This is a genomic window from Nitrospinota bacterium (assembly GCA_016235255.1).
Taxonomy (GTDB): Bacteria; Nitrospinota_A; UBA7883; order UBA7883; family JACRLM01; genus JACRLM01.
Genome location: JACRLM010000016.1, coordinates 23697 through 36504 on the forward strand (window position 1 = coordinate 23697; position 12808 = coordinate 36504).

At 57.2% G+C, this 12808-nt stretch carries 12 protein-coding genes; 3 read left to right on the forward strand and 9 right to left on the reverse strand.

Annotation, left to right across the window (positions count from 1 at the left end; genetic code table 11):
- Positions 1-2: 2 nt before the first annotated feature.
- The 9 genes from HZB29_01855 to HZB29_01895 all read right to left on the reverse strand — a co-directional run bounded on the left by HZB29_01855 (position 3) and on the right by HZB29_01895 (position 9951).
- Positions 3-1829, reverse strand: coding sequence for a V-type ATP synthase subunit A (locus HZB29_01855; protein MBI5814336.1), 1827 nt, complete (start codon positions 1827-1829; stop codon positions 3-5).
- The gene (locus HZB29_01860) at positions 1745-2089 is read right to left on the reverse strand and encodes a hypothetical protein (protein MBI5814337.1); all 345 of its coding nucleotides are present in this window, start codon (positions 2087-2089) and stop codon (positions 1745-1747) included. The genes HZB29_01855 and HZB29_01860 overlap by 85 nt, the downstream gene beginning before the upstream one ends.
- Positions 2086-3108: a V-type ATPase subunit gene (locus HZB29_01865; GenBank protein ID MBI5814338.1), complete on the reverse strand. Its 1023-nt coding sequence runs from the start codon at positions 3106-3108 to the stop codon at positions 2086-2088. Before HZB29_01865 ends, HZB29_01860 begins: the two co-directional genes overlap by 4 nt.
- The gene (locus HZB29_01870; GenBank protein ID MBI5814339.1) at positions 3098-3682 is read right to left on the reverse strand and encodes a hypothetical protein; all 585 of its coding nucleotides are present in this window, start codon (positions 3680-3682) and stop codon (positions 3098-3100) included. Before HZB29_01870 ends, HZB29_01865 begins: the two co-directional genes overlap by 11 nt.
- A complete protein-coding gene (locus HZB29_01875; protein ID MBI5814340.1) occupies positions 3679-3888 on the reverse strand; it encodes an ATPase in 210 nt (69 codons plus the stop codon). The genes HZB29_01870 and HZB29_01875 overlap by 4 nt, the downstream gene beginning before the upstream one ends.
- A gap of 24 nt (positions 3889-3912) precedes the next feature.
- Positions 3913-5799 (reverse strand): hypothetical protein, encoded by a 1887-nt coding sequence (locus HZB29_01880; protein ID MBI5814341.1) that lies wholly within the window; start codon positions 5797-5799, stop codon positions 3913-3915.
- Complete coding sequence (locus HZB29_01885; protein ID MBI5814342.1) at positions 5796-6110, reverse strand: hypothetical protein; 315 nt, start codon at positions 6108-6110, stop codon at positions 5796-5798. The genes HZB29_01880 and HZB29_01885 overlap by 4 nt, the downstream gene beginning before the upstream one ends.
- 99 nt (positions 6111-6209) lie before the next feature.
- Positions 6210-6794 (reverse strand): DedA family protein, encoded by a 585-nt coding sequence (locus HZB29_01890; protein ID MBI5814343.1) that lies wholly within the window; start codon positions 6792-6794, stop codon positions 6210-6212.
- A 565-nt stretch (positions 6795-7359) separates the two neighbouring features.
- Positions 7360-9951, reverse strand: a complete 2592-nt coding sequence (locus HZB29_01895; protein ID MBI5814344.1) for a PAS domain S-box protein — start codon at positions 9949-9951, stop codon at positions 7360-7362.
- Positions 9952-10529: 578 nt separating this feature from the next.
- Here HZB29_01895 and HZB29_01900 point away from each other — a divergent pair.
- From HZB29_01900 to HZB29_01910, 3 genes are all read left to right on the forward strand, one after another.
- Positions 10530-12008 (forward strand): ATP-binding protein, encoded by a 1479-nt coding sequence (locus tag HZB29_01900; protein MBI5814345.1) that lies wholly within the window; start codon positions 10530-10532, stop codon positions 12006-12008.
- 112 nt (positions 12009-12120) lie between these two features.
- The gene (locus tag HZB29_01905) at positions 12121-12333 is read left to right on the forward strand and encodes a ribbon-helix-helix protein, CopG family (protein MBI5814346.1); all 213 of its coding nucleotides are present in this window, start codon (positions 12121-12123) and stop codon (positions 12331-12333) included.
- 81 nt (positions 12334-12414) lie between these two features.
- Entirely contained in the window at positions 12415-12588 is a 174-nt protein-coding gene (locus HZB29_01910) for a type II toxin-antitoxin system RelE/ParE family toxin (protein MBI5814347.1), read from the forward strand.
- Positions 12589-12808: the final 220 nt, after the last annotated feature.

Genomic DNA, 12808 nt, shown 5'->3' on the forward strand with positions numbered 1-12808 from the left:
TCCTACGCCTCCTCCTCTTTCAGGTATTTTTCCAGCGACTTGCCAAGCTCCGCCACGCGCCCTTCGAGGGCGGAATCCTCCACCTCTTTAAGGCGCAGCGTTTCCTCCATGCCGGGGAATTTGAGGATCGTCTCCACGGTGGTCCCCTTTTCCACGGCGGCAGCCACGCGCTCGATGAAAAACAGGTAAAACTCCAGCGTCATTTTCTGCCGGGTGATAGAGCAATATGCGTCCGTGGGGCTCACTGCGCTCTGCCGCAGATACCCTTCCCGCAAAAGGCGGGCGCCCTCCAGCGTCACCCGCTCCTTGTCCTCTAGCGAGTCCGCCCCGATGATCTTCACCACCTCCAAAAGCTCTTCTTCCTTTTGCAGGATGGCGTGGACCTTTTTCACCATCTCCGGCCATGCGGCGCAGACATTCTCCGCGTACCATCCCATCAGCGCCGGATATGTGAGCGAGAAACTTATGCGCCAGTTTATGGCCGGGAAATGCCGCTGGTGGGCCAGATCGTAGTCCAGCCCCCAGAAGGTAGAGGCCATGCGAAGTGACGCCTGTGTCACCGGCTCGGAAAAATCCCCCCCCGGCGGCGACACCGCCCCGATGATCGTCACCGACCCGGTCCCGTTATCGCCAACCACGCACCGCCCGGCCCGCTCATAGAATGCGCCAAGCCTGCTGGCCAGGTATGTGGGATACCCCTCCTCGCCCGGTATCTCCTCCAGCCGCGAAGATATCTCCCGCAACGCCTCGGCCCACCGGCTTGTGCTGTCGGCCATCACCGCCACCTTGTACCCCATGTCCCGGTAATATTCGGCCACGCTCATTCCTGTGTATATGGAGGCCTCCCGCGCCGCCACCGGCATGTTGGACGTGTTGGCGATGAGGATGGTGCGCTCCATCAGCGGCCTTCCGGTGTGCGGGTCGGTCAGTTGCGGGAACTGGTTTAGGGTGTCGGCCATTTCGTTGCCCCGCTCGCCGCAGCCGATGTATATCACGATGTCCGCCTGGGCGAACTTGGCGATGGTCTGTTCCAGCACGGTCTTGCCGGAGCCGAATCCGCCGGGGATGATGGCCGCGCCCCCTTCGGCGATGGGGAATAAAGTGTCTATCACCCTTTGTCCTGTTATGAGCGGGACTTTGAGCGGCAGCCTTCCGGCCCGGGGCCTTGCCTCCCGTATGTTCCATTTCTGGCGCATGGTAATGGTGGAGCCGTCTTCCAGCTCCACCACCGGATCGGTTATGGTGAATTCCCCTTCGCGCGCGCTCTTGACGATCCCTTCCACCCCCTTGGGCACCATTATCCTGTGCGTGATGCGCCCGCTTTCAGGGGTTTCGCCCAGCACTGTCCCCCATTTGACAACGTCACCAGGTTTCACGGACGGGGTGAATCGCCACTTGCGTGTCCTGTCCAGCCTTTTCTCCCCGGCTCCGCTCTGGATAAAATCACCCCAATTCTCCGAAAGTTTCACAAGGGGCCTCTGGATCCCGTCGAATATGGATCCTAAAAGCCCCGGCCCAAGCTCCACGGACAGCATCTCCCCGGTCCGTTCCACAACGTCGCCGATTTTAAGCCCGGTGGTCTCCTCATACACCTGCACCACCGCAGCGCCCCCCTCGATCCTGATGATCTCCCCCATCAGCCCCGAAGGGCCCACGCGCACAACCTCGCTCATAAAGCAGCCGAACATGCCTCCGGCCACCACCGCCGGGCCGGACACTTTTATGATTCCGCCACTGGGGAAACTCACAGCTTTATCCTCATGTGGTAGCCCAGCGCCCGGTATGTGAGCGCGTCGGCGATCTGGGCCGCGTCCGCGAAAAAGCGCCATTGCCCCGGGTAATCGTATCGCGCCAGCAGCGGCTTTGGGTTCCGGGCCAGGGCGCGCAGGTTCTTCTCCGAAATCCACCGCTCCAGGTCCAGGGGGATGGCCAGTATGCCCACGTCCCCTTCGTTTATCGCCTGGGATATCTCCCGGTTTAGCGCCGCCGCGTTGGCCACGTTGACAACGGACGCTCCCCCCAGCCTAAAGCCGGTCTCCTGCCCCCAATGGGCCAGTATCCGCATGGTCAGCGTTTTGGTGGCCGTCATATCGTCACCTTTATAAAAATGTCCGCCGCCTCTCCTGCTGGGGTGTGGGTGAGGGCGTGGTTGACCGCCAGTTTCAGGTTGGACACGGTGATGTCCAATTCCTCCATGAACCATACGAAATCCCGCATTCCCACGGGATCGAGCATGCAGGCGAGCTTGTAACGCCGGGCCAGCGCCCGCTTTATCTCCAGCGCGAAAATGGTGGCGGATATTTCCGAACCTTTGCGGGGGGACAGACCCATTTTCTTTTTGACGATTTGAAACGGCGCCCATGCCGGCCCTTCCACGATTGTCATGAAATCGTCCACCATCACCTCCCCGCATCCCGCCACATAATAAGAGGAGGCCTCGCCCCTGCCGCTTTTTGCCTCCCGGATCAGCATTGCCGCGGCGATGTTCGCCGCGTCCAGCCTGTCTGCAAGGCTTTCGGCCGCCTGCGCTGCGATCCCTTTTTGCGAAGGGAGCCATTCGCCGTAAAAATAACGTTCTATCCCAAGCTCCGCTTTCACCGTGTCTTTTAAATACTCTTCCCTGTCAACAGCCGGGGCAAGCGGATGACGGGCCTGGGCAAGCGCCGCGATGAAGTGGGCAAGGCTCCTGTCCTTTGCCTCCCACAAAGGCGTTTTCCCTTCCGGCAGGATCAACGAGTTGAATCCGAAACGGCGCTCCACTTTTTCACCGTGATATTTAAGATAGCGCAACGCCGATTTCAATTCTTCAATCTCCCACCGCATCAGGATGGCGCGGCAGGATCGCGGATCAGTCTGCATAGCCATGCCGGCGAAGTGGCGCCGGAGGCGGTGATGTCCGTCGGCCATGACGCGCAGTAGGCGCATGGGGGATATGTCCGTCTCCCCCTTTGCCACAAGGCTTTCCATCTCCGGGGCGAATACCGATCCTTCCAGAAGCCCGGCCACCCCGCGCGCGTCTTCCATTTGCAGGATGCGTATGAATTCCCCGTAAGAGGGGAATCGCCCCGCAAGCGCCTTTAGCCTTGTGACGGTGTACTCAATTTCCATTTTCTTCCGCCGCCGCCGCTATCCTGGCGGCGAACTTCCATCCATACATGCGCCACAGTTTCGCAAGCCTCGGCTCCAGGGCGCACGTCACAGCCTTGCGCCCGTCTTCTAACATAGCCGTGAAACCGTCCGCCACCGTTTCATCCGCTATTACATTGGGAACACCGGCTTTTTTGAGGACGGCCGCGGTCTTTTCGTCCGCGTGGACTTCACTGATCCGGCCGGCCTCTTCTCCGGCCCGCGCAAGTTCCGCGGTGACAAACGCCCCGTACCCTGGTTCGTCTATGAAACGCCGGTACATCGTCCGGACAATTCCGAGGATGTCTTCCACTGCGGCGTTGAAAGACTCAAGGGAGACGGAGCGATCCTCCATCCTTTTCCGGGCGGCGTCAAGGGCTGCGCCCCTTAAAGCGATTTCCCTTTTTTTCATTTCAATTGCCCGGTCCAGCTCCGCCGCCCTGCTCTTCGCCCCCGACATGACAGCGTCCGCTTTATGGGCCGCCTCGCCGAAAATCTCCCGCTCCTTGAGGTCCGCCTCGGCGGAAATGGCGGCGAGAAGTTTTTCTACGCTCATTTGCTGTAAAGCAACAGCACAGACACCACGAAACCGAGGATCACCATCGTCTCGGGTATGGCGATGAGGATGATCATCAGCCCCGCCACCTCTTTTTTCTCCACGATGGCGCCCACCGCGGCGGAGCCTATCTTGGCCTGCGCATACGCGGTGGCCCAGGCGGTAAGCCCTATGGCCAAGGCCGCGGCCAATAATTTCCAGTCCATTTTATGTCCCCCTCTAATAATATTTTAACCGTTTTTCAGTGGTGAAAACCGCACCTGGCCGAATTCATAAAACTGACCCAGGAACTCGACGAAATTAAGGCGCGCCGCCTGGATCGCCGGGCTGTAAAGCCCTATGGCCAGCGAAAGGGCGTGGAATCCGGCGGCCATAAGTATCCCGGTGAAAAGCCCTCCGGCGGAGGTGAACGCCTTTCCGGCCATGTCCGCCACCAGCACGGAGGCGAAGCCCAGCGCCATGAGCCTGGCGTGGGAAAGGATGTTGGAAATAAGCCTGGGGGTCTCCACAATCTCCGCCCCGCCGAAAACTCCCTTCACCAAAAGGGACGCTCCCAAAGCCAGGACGCCCATCACAGGCTCCTCCCCGGTGTAATACAGCCAGCCGGACCAGAGTACGGACACTATCACACCCAGGTCCGCCGCCTTTACCGCCATCCTTTTATAGTCCCGCATCCTGTGCCCCACCAGTATCCCGCACACTTGCCCCAAAGATACGTTCAGCGCTCCGAAGGCCACCACCGCCAGAAGCGTTTCGATGGGCCGTTCGCGCCGGTTGAAATAAGGCTCGCCAAAGCCCACCGCCTGCCACAATTCACCGAACATCTCGCCGAAGAAGACGCCCCATATGGCGCTCCACGCCGCCATCAGGTAGATTATCCCCCCCGCGTCACGCGCCGCGGCGTTCCCCGGCAGAAGCCTTGTTATGTACCATCCGGAAAGCGCCAGAATCACCGCGTATCCCACGTCGCCTAGCATCAGGCCGAATAGCATCGGCAGCGAAATGGCGATGAGCGGGGCGGGATCTATCGTGCCATACATGGGGGGGGAGTATATCTGCACCAACCGTTCAAAGGGGCGCACGACGGCAGGATTGCGGAGCAGTATGGGAGTTTCTGGAAACTCCGCGGGTTCCGGATCCTCGAAATACATTATCACCGCCCCACTGAAACGCTCCCCGGCCAGATGTTCCACCCTCCCGGCCTCGCCAGCCGGCAGCCATCCGGTTATCCAGAAAGACGATTCCGAATTCAAAAGCTGCCCCCTGGTGTGAAGCGGGCCGAGCATCCGCTCAAGCCTTGCAAGGGCTTCCTGAAAATTCTCCCTCCACAGGCTGGAGACATCCTGCAGCTCAGAGGCAAACCCGCGGCGCTCATCATTGAGGGCCACCTGGCGCGAGAACAGGAACCGCAGCGTGGAGGCGAATGTCTCCCTTTCATACCGCTCCGGCACGTGGATGGGGCGCACCTTGTGGCCGAAAACAAACCGCCGCACCTCTTCGGACTTGGACGAAGGGTACATCGCCAGCGCCACCACCCCCTCGTGATGATTCTTCCCCTTGAACAACGCGCAGGCGCCCGCCGTCACTTCATCGAGCCTTTGGGCCATCTCTTCATATGCCCCCAGACCTTCCGGCGGGAAAGTGACGCCGGTGATTTCCATGCCGCGCACGTATTCGAGTTTCTCTATCAGTGGCTGGAATTCCTCATAAAGTTTCTTGTACTCTCCCACTTCCTTAATCTCAGCCGCCGCCGCTTCATCCTCTATTAAAATGGCCGCGGCCCGGTCCAGCGCTTCCTTGAAAGGGCCGGGTGAGGAAATCTCCGCCAGCGCCCCGTCATCGGAGGCAGGGAGGGCAAATAAGGATTTGTCCGAAGACCGGGCGGAAGGGAGATTTGCAAGGGCCGTTTTGATCTGGCCGATCATTTCCTCGGCGGCCCGCAGTTTTGCGGCGGCCCCGCCGGTCAGCAATTCCGGTTTAAGGCCGGAAGCGGCAAGCTTGGCATCGGACTCCGGGGAGGCCACATGCACCGCGCCGGCGCCGTAAAGCATGTTTATCACCTCGGCCGACAGGCTCCTGGGCCCCGCTATCCGCACCCGCTTCATCCGCACGATCATTCCACTTCTCCTTTCACCAGGAGAGAGAATATTTCACCTGCGATGGCCTGGGCCGCTGGAGGCCGGATTTTTTTTACCTTGGTGGCGGGTTTTTCACCTGGCGCCAGACGGGTGGCGATAAGTTCGGCGTATTGACGGTCCAGCTTTTCAAGCTCCGCCTCTTTGCCTCGGACAAGAACGGCCGCGGAGCGCTCCGCTTCGTCCAAGGTTTGCCTGGCCTTCACGCGGGCCGCAGCCAACCTCTCGCGGATGCTTTCCTCAAGCTGGCCGATCTTTTCGAGAGCCTGTTTTTCTCCGCCATCCGGTTCCATGGTTCACCGTTTTGGAAACAAAGGTCCGAAAGCTTCCGGCAGGGCCCACGCCCCTTATATCAACAATTTATCAGGCTTGAAGGGATAATTGGAGGAAAATCAGGCTCCCCCGGCTTTGCCGTATTTCATTTTGCGGTACACGTTCACGCTTATCCACACGATAAGCCCCAGCGCCGCCACGCCGACCAGGAACATGATCTCGTAAAACTTGATGCTCCCTATCACCTTCTCCACCGCCTCGCCGAGGATATATCCCCCCCAAGCCACCGTGACTGCCCAGATAAAAGCGCCTATGATGTTGAGCACGATGAAAAGCGACGTTTTCACGTTGCTCATCCCGAGGGCGAACGGGGTGACGTTGCGCAAGCCGTACCAGAACCTGAATGCCAGTATGATCCAGGAGTGCCACTTTTCCATCCGCTCGTGGACCTTGTCCATGCGCACTTTCCAGGTGGGGAGCTTTGCTAAAAGCCGGTTGCCCCAGCGTCTTCCGATGAAGAAAAAAAGCTGGTCGCCGAAAGTGCTGCCGAAAAACGCCGCCGCGATGACGGGGGTCAACTCCAGATATCCAATGTGCGCCGCGATGCCGCCGAGCACAAGAATCGTCTCCCCCTCGAAAAAGGTGCCCACGAGAATGGCGACGTAACCGTAGTTCTCGACGAAGTACTGCAGAGTTTCAACCATAAACACATATGGCGCCGCCACTTGTGACCGCGCTGTGGGGCGCCTTTAAAGGTCCGCTAAAATTCTTCCGGCTCGGCGGTACGCTCCGGAACGGCAGAACGCGTTTATATTGTTTCAAAGGATTATAAACGGCAACGGACGGGATTGGCAATCGCGCAGATTGAAAACCGTGGCGGCCTTATCGTATCAGGTCTTTACGGGCTGTTGCCCAAATGACATCCACGCGGGATTAGTAAGAGTAAATCCCTCGTAATTGAAGCGTGCCACCGCCTGTCGCATATCTCCATGCCCGGGCAATAGCATTTTTCACGGCAAACCATGGCTCCCATGGCCTGGTGGCGGGGGTAATGGCGGCGTTCAAAAGGGAAAACCGCGCTTAAATAAAACGCCGGCAACGATAGCATCACCGTTTTTTTTGGCTTATCGCGGCGTTGAGCCACAATAAGCCGATTGCGGGCAAGATGCCCGCGCTCCCAATGGGAAAACATGCGGGCGTGCACGCTGTGGCCGATGCACACCCCGAATCAACAAAAGTCAAAAGTAAAGACCTCCAAATTCACCAAATTCACAAATTCAAGTCTTTCGTCGTGGAGCCCATGAGCCTGCGCATGGCTTCCGCGAACTGGTTTGTCCCGTAAGGTTTCATCATGAACTCCCGCACTCCAATCTCCCGCGCCTTGTCGGCGGAGACGCTGTCGCTAAACCCGGTGCACAGCGCCACGGGGAAGCCTGGCCTGATCTTCATTATCCCGGCGGCCAGTTCCACCCCGGTCATCCCCGGCATTGTCTGATCGGTGACCAGCGCGTCGAATTCCTCCGGCGATTTCCTGAAAAGTTCGAGCGCATCTTTGGGCCTGGACACAGCCGTGACCTTGTATCCGAGCCGCGTCAACATTTTCCCGCCCACCGAAAGCATGGCGTCCGTGTCATCCACCAGCAATATGGAGCCATAACCTTTGTGGAAAGCCGCCGGCTCGTCTTCGGCCCGGGCTTTCTCTTCTGTCGCGGGGAAGTATATATTGAATGTGGCTCCTTCGCCGGGCTGGCTGTAAACGGTGATTTCGCCGCCATGACCTTTGACGATTCCATGGACCACCGACAGCCCCAGCCCCGTCCCCTCGCCGGTGGGTTTGGTGGTGAAGAATGGCTCGAATATGCGTTCTTGCGTCTGTTCGTCCATTCCGGGGCCGGTGTCTGAAATTGTTATCCGCACGTATTTACCGGCGGACATGGCGGGATGGTTCCAGATAAACTCCCGATCCGCCTCAAAAATTGCGACGCTGATTGTAATACGCCCGCCCGTTCCCCGCATGGCGTAAGCCGCGTTGAGGGAGACGTTCATCACCACCTGGCTTACCTGGGATGGATCGGCCATCGCATAACCGGATTGGGAATCCAGCTCCTCGATTATCTCGATGTTCGCCGATATCGCAACGCGCGCGAGTTTCAACGCCTCTTTCACGGCCAGGTGGATCATCACCGGGGTCTTCTCATGTTCGCTCTCGCGGCCGAAGGTGAGGATATGCTTGACGATGTCCCTGGCCCTTCCCGCCGCTTTGACGACTTCGCGAAGGTCTCCCGCGATCTCGCCGCGATCCTGCAAATCAGCTATCGCCATCTCCGTATATGCGATTATCGGGCTGAGCAGATTGTTAAAATCGTGCGCTATGCCGGCCGCCAGCGAGCCGAGGGCTTCCAGCCTCTGCGTCTTTCGCGTCTGCCGTTCGAGCTTGCTCTCGCGGGTTATGTCGCGCTTTACGGCTATGTAGTTGACTATCTCGCCGGCCGCGGACTTCACCGGGGTTATGCTCCCCTCTTCTTCAAACAGCTCGCCGTTCTTCTTTTTATTTATAAATCGGCCTTTCCAGGTGTCACCGCCGGATATCGTCTCCCAGAGGTTCTTGTAGAACGCGTCATCCTGCTTGCCGCTCTTGAGTATGCCCGGATTCCGGCCGATCGCCTCTTCCCGCTTGTAGCCTGTCGTATTCTCGAACGCGGGATTGACGTACTGTATGATCCCCTGAGCGCCGGTGATCACGATGGCCTCGGTGGCTTGATGGATCGCCGTGACAAGCCGCTCCCGTTCCTGCCCGGCGAGTTTGGCTTCCGTTAAATCCCGCGCCGCCGCCGTGAAAAGGCCGCCGCGCGCAAGCTTGGCGTGGGTGATGGTTATCTCCAGCGGGAAGACTGTCTTGTCCTTCTTTTGACCATCCAATTCCATCCTCCTGCCCAGGATGCGCGAGACGCCTGTCTGGACGTATCTGGCAAGCCCCTGTTGATGCGCCTCCCGGTAATCTTCCGGCATGAGAACCCCGACATTGGCGCCGATCAACTCCTCCGCGCCGTAGCCCCACACTTTCGAGGCCTCCCGGTTCGCCTGGACTATCTTGCCCGTCTCGTCGGCCACGATGATGGCCTCCCCTATCACGTCGAGCACGTCCGACAGGCGTTGACGGGAGTCCAAAAGCCGCCCGGTGTTTTCATTGAGCTGTTTTAGCGCGGGAAGGAATATGAATAGCGACGCGATGATCACAGTCATCAGGATCGCTCCGATGAAAGCCAGCTCCAACTGTTGCAAATCCGCCACGGAAATTTTGCTCTCGCTTTCATATTGCTGGACGAGAAAATCGAGTGAATTCACCAGTTCACCCTGGGCCACGTGAAGAATCCCGTTCACATCGGAAGCGCTGGCGGCAAGCCCGCTCTCCGGCGCGGTGGCGACCTTTCTTATTATTTGGAGGTATGATCGAACCTGGGCGTCGAGGTTTACGGGGGCTTCCATGAATATGGCGCGGCCCTGCGGCGATAGTTTGCCAGTAAGACCAAGCCCGGCGTCGCCATGCATGAAGCCGTTATGGGATTTCTCCATCCTGCCGGCAATGTCCATAAGCTCCTTGCGTAATTTCTCTTTTTCCGCCGGATCGCGGCTGTTGAAAAGCCGGAGGGAAAAGAGCGCCGCCCTTTGGGAGAGCATCCTTTGCATTCCGCTGAGGTTGATCACGGTAGCGGTTATTTTATACTCCTCTACCGCTCTGTAATGGGTGATGTTGACCGCCACCGCCAATACAGCCAACAGACCGGTGGCGATGGCGTACCGGATGACTATGTTGTTGTGGGAGGTGGTGATAGAACTCTTGGCGTCATTATCGGTCATCATATGCCGCTCTCCTCACGAAGTAATCGATCGGTTTCCGAATCTTCCGAAGAACAGGTCTTTACGGGCTGCCGCCCAAATACTTTGCCGCCGTTTCAGCGACGCCGTCCCGGGCGTAGCGCGGCGCGCCGTGCCCTTGCAAAGCCGCGGAAAACAGCGTTCGTTTCGTGTGCTCTCCCTTTTGAGCGCCAGGCCGTGCACTTTTGACTTTTGTCCCCGTGGCGTGGGCCGATGGAGATAAAGCGGCAATAGGTACTGTTGCCGCAAAAGAAATGCTCCACCGCATTGTGTCCCCTCCATGAAAGAGAGTTTGGACTGCGAGTACTGGAATTCTTTAGTGAGAATCTACCCCCCCCCCCCCCCGAAAAGTCAAGATTATTTTTCCTGCGCGGTCATAAAGAATCAGACCAATGGATTTGTACTTGCTTGTATTGCGTTCTTCGCGGGAGAGCGGAACCCGCTGGATTTTTATCCGAAAATCGCGCCTCAGAAAAAAGTCAGGCTTTTCTTTTTACTGACTGTGATAGTAATATCAAAATGACAAAGCGTTACTCGATGAGCAAACACGAGCCTTTAAACGAATGCAAACAGAAGAATTCATCCCCGTAACCATAGACAAGTCTCACATCACCACCATAGGTGAGAGGCTATACACCGAGAGCATCGAGTTTGTCCGCGAGCTTGTCAACAACGCATATGACGCGGACGCCACGCTGGTCAATGTCATTGCCGGCGAGGACTCCATCGAAATCCGCGATAACGGAACCGGCATGGACAGGGATGGGTTGATGCAGTATTTCAACATCGGTTCCCAGCAAAAGCTCAATTCCCCGAAATCTCCGGTGCATGGGAGAGACAGGATCGGGCAGTTTGGCATCGGGAAGTTCGCAAGCCTGGCGGCGTGCAGGAGATTCGAGGTCATCACCAAAAAGGGGGATTTCACCGGCAGGGTGGTGTTTGACAAGGAACGCTGGGAGATGGAAAAGGACATCTGGCGGCTTCCCCTCGAATCGCTCCCCGCTGATTTCAGAAGTGAAAGCGGCTCGACAATCATATTGTTCGGGCTGGAGCGCAAGTTCAGGCCCGAAGACATAGAGGAAAAGATAATCGAAGGGACTCCCATCAAGGCGCCTCATTTCAAGGTCAAAATCAACAATCATACGGTGGCCCCGCGAAGCCTTTCCGGTCACAAGATTCCGATCCTGGAAGGGACGCCCTTTGGCGCCGTCACGGGGGAAATAGTGATCCTGCCGGAGACGGCGTCAATGCAAGCGGAGCCGGGCGTCGAGGTGAAGGTCAAGCAGGTCACCGTCAGGCGGGAGCTTTTCGGCATGGAGACCTGGGGAAAGGCGATGGGAAGGGTCCGGGGGGAGCTGAACGCCGATTTTCTTCCGGTCACAAGCGACCGGACAGGTTTTATAAAAGACTCCGAGGAATATAGGAGTTTTCTGACCATTGCCGCGCAGGTAATGGAAGGAGTAAAACTATACCTTCAGAGATTGACCACGAAAAAAGAGGGAAAGAAAGTCGGCAAGGCGCTCAAGGAAACCCTTCAGCGGATTTATAAAGCCCTTGCCGCGAATCCGGATCTTTCACCATTCGGATCGCTCCCCCTGGGTGATGAGGCCAAAGGGGCAGGCGGAGCCGCCGCGACATCCGGGACAAAGGAAGGCGCTTCGGAGGTGGTGGCGTCAGAGGAAAAAATAAAGGAGCCGCCCAAAAAGAGAAAAAAGAAACCGAAGGTAAAGAGCCTTACGCCAAACGCGATAATAAAAAGGATAAAGTTCGGGGAGACGGGCGTTTCTTGCGTCGTGGACAGCTTCGGTGAGAACGGCGCTGAAGTGTTCTCCGAAGAGACAATGATTTATATAAACCGCGACCATCCGCTGTATAAAAGAGAGGCCGCGAAGGTTGACACCCACACATTAAACCTCGCCCGCCTGATTACCCAGGAAATAGCCCTGATGAAAGACCCGAAAAATCCAAGACAGGCTTTTGAACGCCAGAGCAAGCTTTTAAGGGACGCTTTTGTGGACAAAATATTCGGCTCGGCGGAATAGGCTCAGCCGGCAGTAAATTAAAAGGCCCCGATTCACTTAAAAGGCGGATCGGGGCTTTTTTGTTTGACCACGCCATGTTAAAATCAACCATAAAGTTTTCAAGGCGGAAAAGATGATCACCCTTAAAATTCCAAAGGATGCCGAAGAGAAGCTGGAAAAGCTTGTCAATAAGACCGGCAAAACAAAAAGCTATTACGCACGGAGGGCTTTGCTGGATTTCCTGCGGGACAAGGAAGATTACGATATTGTCATGGCCCGGATAAAAAAGGGGCGGCCAACAATTCCTATAGACGAGGCCGAGAGGCGCCTTGGCCTCAAAGATTGAATTTGAACCTGACGCTCTAAAAGAGCTTTCAAAACTGGACGAGCCTGTCCAGAAAACGATTTTTAATATTTCCGGGAGCGCATCTCCCCCTTAAAAGACCCCCGCAGTTGCGGAAAACCGCTGACCGGGGACAAAAAAGGCCTTTGGCGATACCGGATAGGCGATTACCGGGCGGTCTGCGCGATAGACCAAGTCAGGCAGATGGTAATCGTTTACCGCATCGGCCACAGAAAAGAGATATACAGAAAGCCGTAGCGGCTTCCCCCGGCGGAAGGGGGGGGATTTACCTCTTCCTGGAGAGCCCGTCACGCCAAAGGCGGGACGGGCGAGGGTGAAGTTATTAACCGTCTCATAATAGTATTGACATAAGTGGATATATGCGTTACGCTGTAGTCCATGAAGAATACAGATGGGCGCGGGCTTGATAGTAAGACATTGACGCAGTTGCGCAAGCGGGCTGTGGCCTGTGTGCAGA